Source organism: Rhizobium sp. Leaf453 (assembly GCF_001425605.1).
Lineage (GTDB): Bacteria > Pseudomonadota > Alphaproteobacteria > Rhizobiales > Rhizobiaceae > Pararhizobium.
In genome coordinates this window covers 620564-637579 of the sequence record NZ_LMRG01000001.1, presented here as the reverse complement: position 1 = coordinate 637579, position 17016 = coordinate 620564, and the positions used below count along the sequence as shown (strand labels likewise).

Sequence of the window (17016 nt, the reverse complement as noted above, 5' to 3'; positions counted from 1 at the left end):
TAGATGCTGTCATCGCGCCCTCCGCTGTCCGGTTCCCTGACAGATTGCCGCGCCATGATGAGGTCAGACACTGGATCGATATTGTAAATATGTCAACATTAATTCTTTGGAATATTCGCATCCGTTTTGCAGATAAGAATAAAGTCATTATTTTTCAATGAGATATTTTTAGATTACGATTTTCTCCGCGGAATTTTTATTGACAACTTGTCATAACTGATGAAAAAGCAGACAGGCGGTGCTCGGAAATCCCGGCCGTCGCAGGCGACGGGAGGAGTTCGCACCCATGACCAATCACAAGATCACCGGCGTCTATTGTGCCGCCGCGACGCCGCTCAACGCTGACGATACGCCGGACCTCGGCCTGTTCACGGCCCATTGTCAGCGCCTGCTTCAGGAAGGATGCCATGGTGTAGCGCTGCTGGGAACGACCGGCGAAGCGAATTCCTTTTCATCGGCGGAGCGCCGCGCCATTCTCGAGGCAGCCCTGAAATCTGGCATTTCCGGCGAGCAACTGATGCCCGGCACTGGCGTTGCGGCCATTCCCGACACGATCGAGCTGACCCGGCATGCGATTTCGGTCGGCGTTTCTCGTGTCGTGATGCTGCCGCCCTTCTATTACAAGGGCGTGTCAGATGACGGCCTTTTCGCCGCCTATGCGAAGATCATCGAAACGATCGCGGATGACCGGCTGCAGGTGGTTCTCTATCATATTCCGCAGGTGTCCGGCATTCCGCTCACCCTTTCGCTGATCGGCCGCCTGATCGAAGCCTTCCCGAATACGGTCGTCGGTATCAAGGATTCCTTCGGTGATTTCGCCAATATGGAGGCGCTGATCGCCGCATTCCCGGGCTTTTCCGTTCTCGCCGGGGCGGATCCGCTGCTGTTGCCGCTGATCAAGGCGGGCGGTGCCGGTTGCATCACCGCCACCTCCAATCTCGTCGCCGACTCGCTGCGCACCGTTTACGATCATGCCAATGATCCGGCCAAGGAGCAGGAGGTCGAGGCGGCGCAGGCGCGGATCAATGCCTACCGGTCCCTGTCGAATTCCTATGTGCAGATCCCAACAATCAAGGCGATGGTCGGGTTGAAAAACGGCAATTCTGCCTGGGCACGGCCGCGTGCTCCGCTGATGGCGCTCAGCGCTGCCGATCAGGCCGATCTCGCTGCCAAGTTCGCGCAGTTGCCTTGAGGAGCGAACCATGTCCGGATTGAATCCTGAGGAAATTCCGTCGCTTATGGATGGCGTGATTGCATCGCATACGGTTGAGGCGCATCGCCTGGATGCCTTCCTGCCATCGCCCTGCGTGCAGAACCATGCGGCCAATCTCGCCTTTCTTGCCGATGGCACGCTGACCTGTGTCTGGTTCGGCGGCACGATGGAGGGCATGGGGGATATTTCCATCTATCTGTCGCGTCTGACGCCGGGGTCGGCTGCATGGTCGGCTCCCGAGAAGATGTCGGACGATCCGGCGAAATCGGAGCAGAACCCGCTGATCTTCAATGCCCCGGATGGTAACATCTGGCTGATCTTCACATCGCAAACATCCGGCAATCAGGACGGCGCAATCGTCAAGCGGCGGATATCCAGTGACGGCGGCCTGACCTTCGGCCCGGTCGACATTCTTTGTGATATTCCCGGCACTTTCGTGCGCCAACCCATTGTCGTCAACGGTGGCGGCGCCTGGCTGCTGCCGGTATTCCGCTGTATCGGTGAGCCCGGTCAGCGTTGGACCGGTGATGTCGATACGGCCGCTGTGCTCGTTTCACGCGATGCCGGCGCCAGTTGGCAGATGGTCGATGTGCCCGACAGTATCGGCGCCGTGCACATGAACATCCTTCCGCAGGGAGACGGAAGCATGGTTGCTTTGTTTCGCAACCGCTTCGCCACACAGATTCTGTGCAGCGTGTCCGACGATGACGGGATGACCTGGAGCGCACCGAAGCCGACCCAACTGCCGAACAACAATTCCTCCATCCAGGCGGCGGTCCTTGCGGATGGACGCATCGCGGTTATCTATAATCATTCCAATGCCTTGACATCGACCGACAGGCGCCAGTCGCTCTATGATGAGATCGAGGCGGAGGAGGGCGTGTCGCCACCGGCGCCGGAGGCCGTTGCGACGGAGCGGAGCGATGCGCATAAAGCCATCTGGGGCGTTCCGCGCGCGCCGATGAGCCTTGTGTTCTCGGCGGATGGTGCAAAGGCATTCACGGATCCCGTCGACCTCGAGACCGGCGACGGATATTGCCTGACCAACAATTCCAAGGACGCGCTCAACCGTGAATATTCCTACCCATCGATCGTCGAAGGGGCGGATGGCGCGCTGCATATCGCCTATACCTACTACCGGCGTGCCATCAAGTATGTGCGGCTGGAGCCAAGCTTCATCGATTGAGGCCCGGCTTGAAGGCGAGGAATCGGCGGAGGCCGATCGTCAGTGTCCGTGGACTATTTTACAGGTTCCGGAAACCCTTGCTCCAAGCCGCATTGTTTTTGACAAGTTGGCTTGAAGAGGCAGTGATTTCCCGCCTTCTGGCGGCGGATCCGCCGTGATTTATACAATTTCCAATCTCTGTCGGCATTATCCGTTGAATTCCTTCGTGATCAGCGACAGAAGCGAACGCCAATAGATCGCCATCGGAATAATGTTTGAAAACATGTAATTATAGGGAATAAGAGAGATGGCTGCATGGATCTCGCCGGTGCTCCCGGCGGAAAAATGCATCACGGTTGTTCTTCGCTCTTGCCAAGAAACAGGGATTCATGTAACAAATTTACATGTTGTAGCGCCGTCAGGCGATACGAGAATGGAGCCGACGAGGAATACGCCATGACAAGCCTGAGCGCCCCAATCGCGATCATTCGTCCGGAAATCATCGAGTTCGGCGTTGGCGTTGCCGGAAAGCTCGGTGCCTGGGCAAAGGCGCAAGGCTATTTGCGGGTCCTGGTCATCTCAGATGCGTTCAATGCGTCGCGTGTCGGCATTCTGGAGCTGCCGGGCGATGTCACCGTCTTTTCACAGGTTAAGCCCGAGCCTGATACCGACAATCTCGATCTGGTGCTGGCGGCGGCGAATGCGGCGCGGGCCGACCTGATCGTCGGGTTCGGTGGCGGCAGTGCGATGGACCTTGCAAAGCTTGCATCGGTTCTGTCTGGCTCCACCCAGACGCTGCGCGATGTGGTCGGCGCCGGTAAAGTCGTGGCCCGCCGCCGTGCGGCGCTGGCCCAGGTGCCAACGACATCGGGAACCGGCAGCGAGGCCGGCATTCGTGCACTGGTGACCGACCCCGCGACGCAGGCGAAGCTTGCCGTCGAAAGCATCCACATGCTCGCCGATATCGCCGTGATCGATCCCGGCCTCACCTTTACCGTGCCGGCCGCGACGACGGCGGCAACCGGGGTGGATGCGATGGCGCATTGCGTCGAGGCCTTCACCAATCGCAAGGCGCATCCGATGATCGATCTCTACGCGATCGAGGGCGTGCGTCTCGTCGGCCGTTATCTTGCCCGCGCCGTCGCCGACGGTTCGGATGCCGAGGCGCGGGCCGGCCTGTCACTCGCCTCCCTCTACGGCGGCTTCTGTCTCGGCCCGGTCAATACGGCTGGCGGCCATGCGCTCGCCTATCCCCTGGGCACGCGCTGGCATGTCGCGCATGGCGCGGCCAATGCCCTGATCTTTCCGCATGTGCTTGCCTTCAACACGCCCTCGGTTTCGGAGAAGACGGCGCAGGTTATCCATGCGCTCAATCTGAGCGCCGGAAGTGATCAGGCGTCGGTGTTCGATGCGACCTTCGGCTTCTGCTCCGGGCTTGGCATCGAGATGCGGCTCTCTGCGCTTGGTGTACCGGAGGCCGATCTCGAGGCGATGGCCGATGATGCCTTTGCGATCCGGCGACTGCTCGACAACAATCCGCGCGATCTTGGCCGAGGCGATATTCTTTCGATCTACCAAGCCGCATACTGACTGGAACGAACCCACGTCCGGCGCTGCCGGATTGCGGAGGAGGCGGTTCATCCGCCATGGAGGACTAAAACCATGAGCACATCGCGCGTCGCCGTCACGCTGGGAGACCCGGCCGGGGTCGGGCCGGAGGTCATCGTCAAGGCACTTGCATCCCTGCCGCAGGCGGAACGCGACAGCTTCGTCATTGTCGGCAATGTCGAGGCGCTGGAGCGGGCGAACCGGCTGACGGGCACGGAACTAGCGTTTTCAACCGCGCCGGCCGCCGGCGTGATCGCTGTTGACGAGGTCGCCATCGATGGCACCTTGCCGGATATCGGCAAGGTGAGCCCCGTCGCGGGAGATGCGTCGGTCCGCTATATCAAGCGTGCGGTCGAGCTTGCCCAGTCCGGTGCTGTCGATTGCATCGTCACCGCACCGATCAACAAGGAGGCGATGAACCTCGCCGGCCATCATTTCGATGGCCATACCGGGCTTCTGGCGCATCTCACTGGCTCGAAAAGCTCGTTCATGTTGCTGGCATCGGAGCGGCTGAACACGATCCACGTTTCCACCCATGTCTCGCTGCGCACTGCGATCGAGCGGGCGACAGTCGAGCGGGTCCTGGCGACCATCGAGGCCGGGCACCGGCATTTTCTGCGTCTCGGCAAGAAAGCCCGTATCGCCGTTGCCGGCATCAACCCGCATTGCGGGGAGGGCGGCCTGTTCGGCGACGAGGATACGAAGTTTCTCGCCCCGGCAGTCGAACTGGCGCAGGCCAAGGGGATCGACGTGGTCGGGCCGATTTCCGCCGATACGGTTTATGCCCGTGCCTATGGCGGCGCGTTCGATCTGGTCGTGGCGCAGTATCATGACCAGGGCCATATCCCGATCAAGCTGGTCGCCTTCGAGACCGCCGTCAATGTTTCCCTTGGTCTGCCGATCGACCGTGTCTCTGTCGATCACGGCACCGCATTCGATATCGCCGGAACCGGCAAGGCCAACCACGCCAACATGCTTTCAGCGATCGACTATGCCCGGCTGGTCGCTGCGGCTCCAAGGCCCGCGGCCTGAATAGGGCTTTGCTCAGTTGGTGTCGTAGAAGTCACTGCGGATCTCGCGCCGGATGAGTTTCAGGGAACGATCCGGCTCGATGACATAGGTCTCATAGGCAACGCCGTTGACGACGCGGAAGGAGTTGTGAAGGCGACTGCCGACCGGTGCCTTTGTCAGCTTGGTTCGCGGCTGGCCGCCATAGGTGATGCTGCCGGGAATGGGTTCGACTGTGGGCGGCGTACTGTTGCAGGAGGTCAGCAGCAGGGCCGCAGCACTCAGAAAAACGAGAGATTTCATCCGGCTTACTCCCTGAAGGTTGCCGTTTTGCAGCATGTCATAGACGAGGCGACACGGTCAACATTCTCGTGTGGCTGTCTCGACGACGCTCGTTCAAAACCTCGTGGAGACATTCGATTTTCGAAATCAATGCCGACACACGATTGAGGGGCAGACCCGAAAGCGGACCCAACTTTCTTTCCCTGCCAGCTTGGCAGGGAAACTTACTTGATTTCGGTTTCCTGCTGGAAGTGCTTGACGCTCAGCGCGGCGATGCAAAGTGCCAGGGCCGGCGTGTTGGCCGTGAAATAAGGGCCGTCATCGATCTTCGCCGTCCCCCCGCGCGAATCCCAACTGACGCCACCGACGCAGCCTGGAACCAGACTCTGCGCCAGAAAGTAGGCATCGTCGATCTTTCCGGTAAAAGCCGGCAAGTTGCTGCTTTCATCTCCATCGGACGGGTAAAGCCACACGACCTTCCGTTCTTCCTTGCCGTCTTCTCCCTTGGCGATTGTCTTCACATGACGCTTGTAGCCCATGACAATCCCGATGGAGATATCGAGATCCCTGCTGGGCTCTTTGGCATGCTGCAATTGCAGGATCAGGTCGGAAATTGCCATCGTCGGAACTCAAAGCCTTGTTTCAATGCCGCCTAAGTAGACCGGCGCAATCACGCAATCAACACCGATGCTCCATATCACGAGATGACGCATGGGGCAGGACCAATATTGTGACAAAGGACTTTAACGCACCGAGCTTGCGTGTCGCTAGTGCTTCGCACTGTTCTTGTTTGACGCCGAAAAGACGAAATGAAGCTGGCCGGACTTGATCGAGGCGCGCTCGATCAGAGCCTTGTGCTCCTCCCGCATCGCCTGCGACCGCTCCCGAAATGCCCGCGACCGCGCCAGCACTGCCTGCGTCCGTGCGGTGATTTCCTCGATGTGACTCATGATTGACCTCAAGGCTCAGACGCGATGTCGTCGCGCGGCGAGTTTGTTCACTATATGTTCTCATTTCGGGCGAAAGTCAAGATGCGGTGCTGACGGTTTCGCGCTAAAGGATGAAGTAGCCTTTTGAGAGCGTCACGGCGTCATCCAGATGAATGGAAAAGTCCGCCTTTTTGTCTCCGTTCACATCAGCGTAGATGTAGGTATCGGAAGCGCGTTTTTCATATCGCACCTCGCCGGCCTTGCCATGAAACAGGGATTTCCCGATGAAGCTGAACGCCTGATTGCCTTCCTTGAGCGTATTCGCGTCGATCATGCTGAGATCAATTCGATCGCCGGCTCTCCCGGAAAAATCAAGGATAGTGTCACGGCCGATGTCGGTCGCCGTGGACTCGCTCACGGATTTGTAAATGAACCGGTCGCCGCCATCGCCGCCGGTGAGCACGTCTGCGCCACGCCCCCCGGTTATTTTGTCATTGCCCGCATAGCCCAGCAAAATTTCGGATTGCGTGCCGCCGGTAAGGACATCGCCTTTGGAAGTACCCCGCACAGCTTTCAACAGGTCGAAAGTGACAACATTGCTGGTTCTGTCGGTGTTTGTACCTTGGTGTGCAGTCCCGCCGTCATCGACCACCCTGAAGGAAAGCGTGGCCACGTCTTTACCGAGTTTGTTTGCCGGCGGTTTCCAGACAAGTTTGGAGATGTCCGCCACGGCAACGAAGTCTCCAGGCTTGACGTCGTGACCGGAGAGCGTGACCTTGCCGGAGGTCGGCAGCTTATCGAGGACCACACCTTTCAGGCGGTCTCCGTTCTTATCGACGAGTCGGAATTCATCGGTCGAGAAGCGATGCGCGCCATCCTTTTCGACGGCGATGGTGTAATCGAAGCCGGCAGGCGAGTCGTTCTTGAACCATACCTTTCCGTTGGCCTCATACCTCTTTTGATAGACTTCGCCGTCCTGCGACCATGTGACGATCCAGCCACCGTCTTTCAGCACGCTGACCGAAGATGCCTGTACAATGTCCGATCCATAGTCACTGACCTGCCGACTGCCGCCGACGGGCAATCCATCGGCATCATACTGTCGCTGCCGGATCACGGTCAAAAAATACGGCTCACCATACTCTCCATCCAAATGCATGCGGTCCGTGGAGGTAATGAGCCACCCACCGCTAGGAAGGATCGTTATCGTAGGACTGTAGGATTGCTCTGTCGGTACGTCGGTAACGAGGGTAGAATTCCCCAGTTGCTTTCCATGGCGGTCGAACTGAAGCATTCTTATTACCTGGTCCACCTCTCCCGCCGATACCCAACCTCCATCGGGAAGCGCCGCCGTCACTTCAACGAATTCAACCTTTGTTGCGACAGTCGTCCTTTTCCCGTCTGCATCAAATCGTTGCCAGACAGGGCTGCGAAGCACTTCCGAGTGATACTGGTTGATCCAGCCGCCGTCGGCCAGAGCAGTGATTTGGGCGCGAGTTTGGTCGTAATGTTTGTGAGGTTCTGTAATAAGCGTTTCGCTACCGATTTTCCGGAAGTTCGCATTGTATCGCTGTTGATAAATGTCTCTGGAGTCGTTTACCGGATCATACCGGAACCATGTTGCGACGTAATCGCCATTTTCCAGCTTTGTCGGCAAGGTTAACAGGTTGTCGAGCTTTTCGACGAGGCGTCCATGCTTATTGAATCGCTCAAAAACAGGCGGGCCGTCGAAACCGTGAGAAAACATCGCAACCCATCCACCATCGGCTAAGGTGAGTGTTGCAGGATCGGATTGATGGCCTTTTAGGCTGCTATCCACTTGGACGTCGTTACCAATTCGGCGGCCCGCAGCGTCAAACCTTGTCTGATACACGACGTCATTTTTGTCTTGGTAGGCAAGAAGCCACGTGGAAATCCATCCACCATCCGCCAGCGCGTCAACATCATACGAATGTTTGTCGGCGCCAGATACCTCTCCGGTACTGGTCACCACCTGCTGACGAATCCTTGCCATTTCATGTCTCGCAACCGATTTGCTTTCAACCCGGCAACAACAACCGCCGCTGGTGCGAGCATTTCTATCAAGGGAAAACCAATGGTCAAGCAAGGACGGCATGAGCGTCGTCGCGCTGCCGAGGGAAACAATTCAATTCGGAAAAAAACTGGTGCTGCTAGAGAGATTTGAACTCTCGGCCTCTCCCTTACCAAGGGAGTGCTCTACCCCTGAGCTATAGCAGCATCGTGCGGCGGATCAGTCTTGTCCGGCGCGAGCGAGGGCCTATTGCCATAGGTCGTTGCGGAGTGCAAGCCGCAAAACTGAAATTCGTCACATGAACCGGGGAAAAGACGGGTGGACTTCCGAAGCGTCGGGTTTTCGGCTATTTCAGCGTCATGCAAGACGAGAGCGATCAGACAGAGAATAATGCAGGTCCCGAGCGCCGCGGCCATCTGGAGCCGGGGCACGAGGCCGAGCGCCAGGCCGAGGCGCGACGGCTGAGGGCCGCGAAGACGCTGCGCGACAATCTCATGCGGCGCAAGCAGCAGGGCAGGGCAAGGCGTTCCGGCGCTGCCGATGAAACTTCCGGCCTGCCTGCCGCAAAAACGGACGAATCGGCGGAATAATCCAGCGGCGGCAGGATGACGGGGGCCGGAAACAGATATCGTCAGTTGCCGGTGTCTGTCTGCACAGTGTCGTTCTTCCGGTGAGGGGCATCGTTGAAAGCGGATTGACGGATTATGATTCTGCATCTCTCCCCGCCGGCGGTTTACCGTCACGGTTCAATTCGCTTCTCATTTCACGGCGCATCCTTTATGGAGGCGCCAATCTCTTCAAGACGGACTGTCAGGAAAGGCGGGCGGCGCCCGTAAGGTACCCTATGGATCGCATCAGAATTACCGGCGGCAACGAGCTTCGCGGCATCATCCCGATTTCCGGCGCCAAGAATGCCGCGCTGCCGCTGATGATCGCCTCTCTTTTGACGGACGACACGCTGACCCTGGAAAACGTGCCGCATCTGGCCGATGTCGAGCAGTTGATCCGCATCCTCGGCAATCATGGCGCCGACATCTCCGTCAACGGCCGCCGCGAGCGCCAGGGCGAGAGCTATTCCCGCACGATCCATTTTACCTCACGCAACATTGTCGACACGACCGCTCCTTACGAGTTGGTCTCCAAGATGCGCGCCAGCTTCTGGGTCATCGGCCCGCTTCTCGCCCGTGAAGGCAAGGCCCGCGTGTCGCTGCCCGGCGGCTGCGCCATCGGCACGCGTCCGGTCGACCTGTTCATCGAGGGCCTGACGGCGCTCGGCGCCAATATCGAGATCGATAGCGGCTATATCAATGCGACCGCGCCCAAGGGCGGCCTGATCGGCGCCCGCTACGTCTTCCCGAAGGTTTCTGTCGGCGCGACCCATGTGATGATGATGGCGGCGACGCTCGCCAACGGCACGACGACGATCGGCAATGCCGCGCGCGAGCCTGAGGTCGTCGATCTCGCCAATTGCCTCAACGCCATGGGCGCCAAGGTCAGCGGCGCCGGCACCTCGACGATCACGATCGAAGGCGTCACGTCGCTGTCCGGTGCGCGCCACCGCGTCCTGCCGGATCGCATCGAGACCGGCACCTATGCCATGGCGGTTGCCATGACCGGCGGCGATGTCGTGCTCGAAGGCACGAACGGCGCCTTGCTGGAGACGGCACTGGAAGCCATCCGCCGCGCCGGTGCCGAAATCACAGAGACCGAAACCGGACTGCGTGTGGTTCGCAACGGCGGCGGCATCAAGCCGGTCGATATCGTCACCGATCCCTTCCCGGGCTTTCCGACCGACCTGCAGGCGCAGTTCATGGGCCTGATGACCAAGTCCTCCGGCGTTTCGCACATCACCGAGACGATCTTCGAAAACCGCTTCATGCATGTGCAGGAACTGGCCCGTCTCGGCGCCAAGATATCGCTGTCGGGCCAGACCGCCAAGATCGAAGGCGTCGAGCGCCTGAAGGGCGCGCCGGTCATGGCGACCGACCTGCGCGCCTCGGTGTCGCTGGTCATTGCCGGTCTGGTGGCGGAGGGCGATACGATGGTGTCGCGCGTCTACCATCTCGATCGCGGTTTCGAGCGTCTGGAAGAAAAACTCAATGCCTGCGGCGCCCAGGTGGAACGCGTCAGCGATTGATCCTTCCCGAACGTCTTCCTCGCAGTTGCGGATTTAGCGTCGGCGTCCTATGTCCTGTTCCATGATGGTGGCGGCCTTCGGGCCGCCGCGACAAGCGCTTGGGCAAGGGATTTGACGGCATGGACAGTTTGAAGCTGATGGCGCTCGACGCCGAGGACCTCGCGATCGTGTCCGCCCATGTGCAGGATGCGGTCTTCAAGGTTTCCGGGCTCGCCTATGCGTCGCGCTCGCGGCAACTGTCGCTGGTCATCAACCGTTTTGTCTGGGAAACGGCAGAAGGGCGCGGCAAATCCTTCGAGCGCCGCCGCAGCCTGCTGCTGTTCAAACGTGTCTCCGCCGTCCGCTCCATCGGGTTCAATCGCAAGGATGCCGAAGCCGTCTTGTCGCTGCTGGCGATCCAGTTCGAACAGAATGGCGAGGGACCGGACGGAACCGTCGAGTTCGTGCTGTCGGGTGGCGCTTCGATCATGATCGATGTGGAATGTATCGAGGTTCAGCTTGCGGATACCGGCGGCGCATGGGAAACCGGTTTCAAGCCTCGCCATCCGGCTGGCGCCTGATTTCCCGACTGCCGGCGATAAGCCGTGCGCAACTGCCGATTACCGATTGAGGATACTTTCCCTTGGCCATTCGTCTGGACTATCTCACCCCCGGCTTTGAAGAACAGTTCGCAGCCTTTCTGACGACCAAGCGGGAAGTGTCCGAGGATGTGAATGCCGTCGTGCGGGCGATCATCGACGATGTTCGCGCTCGTGGTGACGCGGCGCTTGCTGACTATACGAAGAAATTCGACGGTCTCGATTTTGCCGTGACCGGTATGCGGGTGATGGCTGAGGAAATCGACGCGGCCATCAACCAGGTCCCCTCCGAAGTGCTCGGCGCGCTGAAGGTCGCTGCCGTCCGCATCGAGGCGCATCACACGCGGCAGCGCCCGAAGGACGATATCTACGAGGATTCGATGGGTGTCGGCCTTGGTTCTCGCTGGACGGCGATCGATGCCGTTGGTCTCTACGTGCCGGGCGGCACGGCGAGCTATCCGAGTTCGGTGCTGATGAACGCGCTGCCCGCCAAGGTGGCGGGTGTCGAGCGTATCGTCATGGTCGTGCCGGCCAATGGCGGTGCGATCAATCCGGCGGTTCTTGCCGCCGCGCGCATGGCGGGCGTCGAGGAGATCTACCGGATCGGCGGCGCCCAGGCGATTGCGGCGCTTGCTTACGGAACGGCCAGCATTGCCCCGGTCGCCAAGATCATGGGACCGGGCAATGCCTATGTGGCGGCCGCCAAGCGGCAGGTGTTCGGCACGGTCGGCATCGACATGATCGCTGGCCCGTCCGAAGTGCTCGTTATCGCCGACCGCGACAATGATCCAGACTGGATCGCTGCCGATCTGCTCGCCCAGGCCGAACATGATGTCGGCGCGCAGTCTATCCTGATCACGGACGACGCGCCCTTTGCGGCAGCGGTCGAGGCTGCTGTCGAGCGTCAGTTGCGCACGCTTCCGCGCGGCGAGACGGCCCGCGCCAGCTGGCGCGATTTCGGTGCCATCATCCTTGTGCCGGAACTCGACGTGGCGGTGCCGCTCGCCAACCGCATCGCCGCCGAACATCTGGAACTGGCGCTGGCCGATGCCGATGCGATGATCCCCAAGATCCGCAATGCCGGCGCGATCTTCGTCGGCCGCCATACGCCGGAAGTGATCGGCGATTATGTCGGCGGCTCCAACCATGTCCTGCCGACGGCACGGTCCGCCCGGTTCTCCTCCGGCCTCGGCGTGCTCGATTACATGAAGCGCACCTCAATCCTGCGGCTCGGCACAGACCAGTTGCGTGATCTCGGCCCGGCGGCGATCGCGCTGGCTCGCTCCGAGGGACTGGAGGCCCATGCCCGCTCGGTTGCCATCCGCCTCAATCTCGGGGATAAGGGATGACAGCCAAGGCCAGCCACCGCCTCTGCGATGTCGTGCTGGACGAAACCATCGGCCGCTCAACGCCCGATGTCGAACATGAACGGGCGGTGGCGATCTTCGACCTGATCGAGGAAAACGCCTTCGAACCCGAAGGCCATCCCGGCGGGCCTTACCGGCTGAACCTGTCACTGATCAATTCCAAGCTGGTCTTCGCGATCACGCTGGAAAATGGCGAGCCGGTGGCCACCCATATCCTGTCGTTGACGCCCTTTCGGCGGATCGTGAAGGATTATTTCATGATCTGCGAAAGCTATTACGAGGCGATCCGCTCCTCGACGCCCAGCCAGATCGAGGCGATCGACATGGGCCGGCGCGGTATTCACAACGAAGGCTCGCAAACGCTGATGGATCGGCTCTCGGGCAAGATCAAGCTGGATTTCGATACGGCGCGGCGTCTCTTCACGCTTGTCTGCGTGCTCTACTGGCGGGGCTGAGCGTGACGATCGCCGCTTCGCCCCAGATACCGCAGCGTAGCATCAAATCGCCCGCTTCGGTGCTGTTCATGTGCGGCATGAATGCGATCCGTTCGCCGATGGCCGAAGTCCTGGCCAAGGCCATGCTGCCGGCCGGGACCTATGTCGCCTCTGCCGGCGTGCGGCCGGGCGAGCGCGATCCCTTTGTCGATGTGGTGCTGGAGGAGATCGGGCTGACGGCCGGGCGGCACCAGCCGCATACACTGGATGAACTTGAGGACGATTATTTCGACCTTATCGTGACGCTGGCGCCGGAGGCGCATCACGCGGCCCTTGAACTGACGCGCTCGATGGCGATCGATGTGGTATATTGGCCGACGCCGGACCCGACGGTTGCGACCGGTACGCGCGAACAGATCGTTTCGGCCTATCGCGACGTTCGAAATCACCTGGCGACGCTGATCAGGCATCGTTTGCTTGGACAAATGCCCGAGAAGATGGCATAGCGCCTTCACAAAACCGGAAAAGAAGATCGCTGCTGTTCACAAAACCGCGGCGATTGTGTAGTTTCCGCGAAATTTTTTAAGGACGCGGTCGCGTCCGCATCGAAGCACAGAAAGACATATCCTACATGGCGAAAGAAGAAGTCCTCGAATTCCCGGGCGTCGTTACCGAATTGCTTCCCAACGCAACCTTCCGCGTGAAGCTTGAAAACGAGCATGAAATCATTGCCCACACGGCAGGCCGCATGCGCAAGAACCGCATCCGTGTTCTCGCCGGCGACAAGGTGCTGGTCGAAATGACGCCGTACGACCTCACCAAGGGCCGTATCACCTATCGCTTCAAGTAAGCGTCGCGGCATCTGCGCTGCAAATTTCTCAGAATCACGGCTTGGTTGCGATGGCATTGACACAGAAGCTGATCCTGGCCTCCGGTTCGCCGCGGCGTGTCGAACTGCTCGCGCAAGCGGGTATTGAGCCGGCGCGCCTGATGCCGATGGATCTCGACGAGACGCCGAAGCGCACCGAGCATCCGCGTTCGCTTGCCTGGCGCCTGTCGGCTGAGAAGGCGCGCGCGGCGCTGGCCGCGATCAAAGGCGAGCCGGCCTGGGAGGGCAGCTATATCCTGGCTGCTGATACCGTCGTTTCCGTCGGACGCCGCATCCTGCCGAAGCCGGAGCTTGTCAGCGAAGCCTCCAGCGCGCTGCATCTTCTCTCGGGACGCAGCCACCGGGTCTATACCGGCGTCTGCCTGATCACTCCGGACAGGACTGTGCGCCAGAAGGTCATCGACACCAAGGTCCGCTTCAAGCGGCTGTCCAGCCATGACATCGACAGCTATCTCGCGTCTGGGCAATGGCGCGGCAAGGCCGGGGCCTACGGCATCCAAGGCATCGCCGGCAGTTTCGTGGTCAAGCTGGTGGGATCCTATACCAATGTCGTCGGACTGCCGCTCTACGAGACCGTGAGCCTTCTCTCAGGCGAAGGCTATGAGGTGCATGGCACCTGGGTGAAGGGGTGAGGCCATGAGTTCTGAAAGTAACAAGGGCATGTCCAACGTGGCGCCACTGCGCAAGACCGTTCAATGCCCGGAATGCAAGCGGCCCTCGCACCGCGAACATTACCCCTTCTGCTCCGATCGCTGCCGCAATGTCGATCTAAACCGCTGGCTGACCGGTTCCTACGCGATTCCGGTTGCTGACGATGAGTCAAAAGTCGGCGAGGACGAGTAAGTCCCGCGGAATTTCGGCGGATATCCATTATTTTTCAGATATTTGCATCAACTGACATTTTCCGGTCGAAAAATCGTCATTTGGTGCTGGACACCGCCGAACAAGATGTTATAACCCCGCTCGCTTCCGGGGCGCAACCAACCGCCCCACGGTTCTTCAAGCGGAACCACTGCTGACAAGCAGGGATGCCCGGATAGCTCAGTTGGTAGAGCAGCGGATTGAAAATCCGCGTGTCGGTGGTTCAAATCCGCCTCCGGGCACCATAATTTTCTCAAAGTCAATGTGCCGAAAAGTTGGTGTCAGACTGTTGGCGTCGATTATCTCGGTGACATGCTCTCAACATTTGTTTGCCATTCACTTCACAAGCCGCTTTGACCGAAACTGACCTATGATCCTCTCTCTGCGGACTTTGCCACCCGGATATTCGATCTGATCGAATACTGAGCCATGGGCCCATGTTTGGGGCGTTTGATGATTCCAGTCTTGCGGTCAAGAAGCAAATGGTTCATGGATTATCCACAGGCGCCGTTCAATTGGCCCCTGATATGTTTTTCGGCAAAAGCCCCAGGTTGTTTTGACGCCAGGATTTGCCGTTAAGGTTGATTCATCAGGCAAGATGTGGTTTTTGCGCGTTTCAATCTGGAGCCTTCAATGATCACGGAAAAGCCAAAAACCGGAGACATCTCTGATGAAGAGGATGTCATCGAAGACGACGCTCCTCTGGAGTTTTTTAACCCCTGGGACAACCATTTCAGCGGTGCTTTCAAGGCGAAGGAAAGGGAATTTGAATTTTAGCCCCCGAGGCGCGAATAACTTTTGACGTCTGAACGTATAGCGTGGGTCATCTCTGGACTAATGCAAGCAAATATTATCCCATCGTATCGAATAGGAGGCGTGATGTTTACAAACCTTACACGGACTGAGGGTAAAGGCGCAGTTTATATCAATGCGGAACTGGTGGTTGCCGTTTTTTCGGCACAGGCCAAAACTGTAATCCGAACAGCGGCAGGTGGTGAAAACACGAGCTTTGTGGTTTCCGAACTCGCGGACGATGTCGTGAAGCGACTTTCCGCAGCTGGCGCGACCTTCATCACCTTTACCCGAAGGAAAGATGGAGGTGCTATCCATTTCAATGCCAAGCAAGTGGTCGGCATTTACCAGCGCGCAGACGCAACCGTGATCCGGACGACCGCAGGCGGTGAGCATGCTGAATTCGTCGTTCCGGAGTCCATCACCGCGGTGGAGGGATTGCTGAACAAGGAGGCGCCCGCCGAGGCCCCGGCAGAGAAGTCGCTTATCAATTCTTTCCTGTCCGGCGCGTCGGCGCGCAAGAAAACCGCTGATAAGCAGGCCGCAAGCTGAGTTGCCAGCCCGCGTGGATTGACAAGAAGCCCGGTTCATAGCCGGGCTTTTTCGTTGAGCCATTTTCGCAGGAAATTCAGTTACACGCTGGTTGCGTTCAATTCTGAATGATGCGTCGTGCGGAAATGACAGGCCGGATTCTGCGCCCGGTTTGCCTGCGCAAAGCCCTGGAAGTTCCACCGCAGGGCTTGAATATGACAATTATATGACTAATGTGCGCCGGCAACCCAGTGGAGGCTGACGGCTGTGTGGACGGAGATTATCGCCCACCGTAGTGCTGTTCAATCAGGCGACGGCAGCGATCGGAAATGAGCATGGCATTGTATTCGTCTGAAACCCCGGCCTTCAACTGGCAGGCCGGAGCCATCTGCTATCGCAGGAACATCCAGGCGGGCGAAATGGAAGTGTTGCTGATTGGAAGCCTGCGGACTGGGCTATGGGGCATACCCAAGGGGCACATCGAAAGCGGCGAGACGGCCAGAGAAACCGCAGAACGCGAAGCCTTCGAGGAGGCCGGCATTTCCGGCCTAATCGAGAAGGACGCCCTCGGAACGTTTACCTATGCCAAGGAAACAAGCCCCAACCGTTTTCATGTCACTGTTCATCTTTTGCGCGTTCTTTCACGCTCCGATGATTTCCCGGAAGACCGGATTCGGAAATCGAAATGGGTCCCGGTCGAGATGGCCATGCGCGAGGCGGGCCATCCCGAATTGAGCGATCTGTTCGCAAGGCTTCTGAAGCAGTCGGAATGCCCGGTGCATTAGAACCGTGCGTGCCATTCCTTTACCGGTCATTCGCCCTGGGTTCGAGGCGAGACCGGTTTCCGGATTTCGTCACGAATGAAGAACCTTCTCCAGAATGAAGACATTGTCGTCTTCCTCATCAACGAGGCGGCAGGCACCGGTTTCCTCGACCGACGAGCAGATGAAATCGACCTGCATCTGATCGCGATCCGTCAGCATCAGCAGGGTTTCCTTCAACTCCTGCAGGGCAACGAGCCGGGACGGGCCTGTGAGCGCGCCGTCGTGCCATGCGGTCAAACGGATGGTCTGAAACATGCTGCATCTCCTCGTTCGATGTCCGGGATTGTGTCTCCGGACCGATTCGACGTCCATCGCGACAATTCACTATGTGCTGCCATCAAAAAGGCGCAGTGACTGCACGGCCCA

General features: G+C 59.1%; 22 protein-coding genes and 2 tRNA genes. 17 read left to right on the top strand and 7 right to left on the bottom strand.

All coding sequences use genetic code 11. The features are described from left to right. Positions 1-286 precede the first annotated feature (286 nt). Both ASG68_RS03105 and ASG68_RS03100 read left to right on the top strand, forming a co-directional pair. A complete protein-coding gene (locus ASG68_RS03105) occupies positions 287-1192 on the top strand; it encodes a dihydrodipicolinate synthase family protein (RefSeq protein ID WP_062583223.1) in 906 nt (301 codons plus the stop codon). A gap of 10 nt (positions 1193-1202) precedes the next feature. Then, the gene (locus ASG68_RS03100; RefSeq protein ID WP_062583225.1) at positions 1203-2399 is read left to right on the top strand and encodes a sialidase family protein; all 1197 of its coding nucleotides are present in this window, start codon (positions 1203-1205) and stop codon (positions 2397-2399) included. A gap of 186 nt (positions 2400-2585) precedes the next feature. On the opposite strand, the gene ASG68_RS31080 is transcribed toward ASG68_RS03100, so the two are convergent. Further along, on the bottom strand, positions 2586-2732 hold the full coding sequence (locus tag ASG68_RS31080) for a hypothetical protein (RefSeq protein WP_156373769.1): 147 nt from the start codon (positions 2730-2732) through the stop codon (positions 2586-2588). Between the two features lie 102 nt (positions 2733-2834). On the opposite strand from ASG68_RS31080, the gene ASG68_RS03095 reads away from it, so the two are divergent. Together ASG68_RS03095 and pdxA are read left to right on the top strand one after the other, a co-directional pair. After that, a complete protein-coding gene (locus ASG68_RS03095; protein WP_062583227.1) occupies positions 2835-3968 on the top strand; it encodes an iron-containing alcohol dehydrogenase in 1134 nt (377 codons plus the stop codon). Positions 3969-4040: 72 nt separating this feature from the next. Continuing rightward, positions 4041-5018, top strand: a complete 978-nt coding sequence (gene pdxA / locus ASG68_RS03090; RefSeq protein ID WP_062583228.1) for a 4-hydroxythreonine-4-phosphate dehydrogenase PdxA — start codon at positions 4041-4043, stop codon at positions 5016-5018. Positions 5019-5030: 12 nt separating this feature from the next. Here pdxA and ASG68_RS03085 read toward each other — a convergent pair whose 3' ends face one another. The 5 genes from ASG68_RS03085 to ASG68_RS03065 form a co-directional block, all read right to left on the bottom strand. Then, positions 5031-5297, bottom strand: coding sequence for a hypothetical protein (locus tag ASG68_RS03085; protein ID WP_062583230.1), 267 nt, complete (start codon positions 5295-5297; stop codon positions 5031-5033). Between the two features lie 203 nt (positions 5298-5500). After that, positions 5501-5896 (bottom strand): hypothetical protein, encoded by a 396-nt coding sequence (locus ASG68_RS03080; protein ID WP_062583232.1) that lies wholly within the window; start codon positions 5894-5896, stop codon positions 5501-5503. A gap of 147 nt (positions 5897-6043) precedes the next feature. After that, entirely contained in the window at positions 6044-6226 is a 183-nt protein-coding gene (locus ASG68_RS03075; protein ID WP_062583235.1) for a hypothetical protein, read from the bottom strand. 103 nt (positions 6227-6329) lie between these two features. Next, positions 6330-8219 carry a M10 family metallopeptidase C-terminal domain-containing protein gene (locus ASG68_RS32130; RefSeq protein WP_244484082.1) on the bottom strand — a complete coding sequence of 630 codons (1890 nt, stop codon included), beginning with the start codon at positions 8217-8219 and terminating at the stop codon, positions 6330-6332. A 149-nt stretch (positions 8220-8368) separates the two neighbouring features. Next, positions 8369-8443, bottom strand: a tRNA-Thr gene (locus ASG68_RS03065). A 153-nt stretch (positions 8444-8596) separates the two neighbouring features. Here ASG68_RS03065 and ASG68_RS03060 point away from each other — a divergent pair. The 13 genes from ASG68_RS03060 (at position 8597) to ASG68_RS03005 (ending at position 16611) form a co-directional block, all read left to right on the top strand. Beyond that, entirely contained in the window at positions 8597-8827 is a 231-nt protein-coding gene (locus ASG68_RS03060) for a hypothetical protein (RefSeq protein WP_062583238.1), read from the top strand. A 254-nt stretch (positions 8828-9081) separates the two neighbouring features. Then, positions 9082-10374 carry a UDP-N-acetylglucosamine 1-carboxyvinyltransferase gene (murA, locus tag ASG68_RS03055; protein ID WP_062583239.1) on the top strand — a complete coding sequence of 431 codons (1293 nt, stop codon included), beginning with the start codon at positions 9082-9084 and terminating at the stop codon, positions 10372-10374. Positions 10375-10493: 119 nt separating this feature from the next. After that, positions 10494-10934, top strand: a complete 441-nt coding sequence (locus ASG68_RS03050) for a DUF2948 family protein (RefSeq protein WP_062583689.1) — start codon at positions 10494-10496, stop codon at positions 10932-10934. 62 nt (positions 10935-10996) lie between these two features. Further along, positions 10997-12301 (top strand): histidinol dehydrogenase, encoded by a 1305-nt coding sequence (gene hisD, locus ASG68_RS03045; protein WP_062583241.1) that lies wholly within the window; start codon positions 10997-10999, stop codon positions 12299-12301. Beyond that, positions 12298-12774: a UPF0262 family protein gene (locus ASG68_RS03040; protein ID WP_062583243.1), complete on the top strand. Its 477-nt coding sequence runs from the start codon at positions 12298-12300 to the stop codon at positions 12772-12774. The genes hisD and ASG68_RS03040 overlap by 4 nt, the downstream gene beginning before the upstream one ends. 68 nt (positions 12775-12842) lie before the next feature. Next, on the top strand, positions 12843-13259 hold the full coding sequence (locus ASG68_RS03035; protein ID WP_112406212.1) for a low molecular weight phosphatase family protein: 417 nt from the start codon (positions 12843-12845) through the stop codon (positions 13257-13259). Between the two features lie 125 nt (positions 13260-13384). Continuing rightward, entirely contained in the window at positions 13385-13603 is a 219-nt protein-coding gene (gene infA / locus ASG68_RS03030) for a translation initiation factor IF-1 (RefSeq protein ID WP_004435948.1), read from the top strand. 50 nt (positions 13604-13653) lie between these two features. Further along, positions 13654-14274 (top strand): Maf-like protein, encoded by a 621-nt coding sequence (locus tag ASG68_RS03025; protein ID WP_062583246.1) that lies wholly within the window; start codon positions 13654-13656, stop codon positions 14272-14274. A 4-nt stretch (positions 14275-14278) separates the two neighbouring features. Further along, positions 14279-14485: a DNA gyrase inhibitor YacG gene (gene yacG / locus ASG68_RS03020; RefSeq protein WP_062583248.1), complete on the top strand. Its 207-nt coding sequence runs from the start codon at positions 14279-14281 to the stop codon at positions 14483-14485. Between the two features lie 187 nt (positions 14486-14672). Beyond that, positions 14673-14748 (top strand) — tRNA-Phe (locus tag ASG68_RS03015). 388 nt (positions 14749-15136) lie between these two features. Continuing rightward, on the top strand, positions 15137-15280 hold the full coding sequence (locus ASG68_RS31075; RefSeq protein WP_156373770.1) for a hypothetical protein: 144 nt from the start codon (positions 15137-15139) through the stop codon (positions 15278-15280). A 102-nt stretch (positions 15281-15382) separates the two neighbouring features. Next, positions 15383-15847: a hypothetical protein gene (locus tag ASG68_RS03010; protein WP_062583249.1), complete on the top strand. Its 465-nt coding sequence runs from the start codon at positions 15383-15385 to the stop codon at positions 15845-15847. A 314-nt stretch (positions 15848-16161) separates the two neighbouring features. Then, complete coding sequence (locus ASG68_RS03005) at positions 16162-16611, top strand: NUDIX hydrolase (RefSeq protein ID WP_244484081.1); 450 nt, start codon at positions 16162-16164, stop codon at positions 16609-16611. Between the two features lie 69 nt (positions 16612-16680). On the opposite strand, the gene ASG68_RS03000 is transcribed toward ASG68_RS03005, so the two are convergent. Beyond that, positions 16681-16905: a hypothetical protein gene (locus tag ASG68_RS03000; protein ID WP_062583253.1), complete on the bottom strand. Its 225-nt coding sequence runs from the start codon at positions 16903-16905 to the stop codon at positions 16681-16683. Positions 16906-17016: the final 111 nt, after the last annotated feature.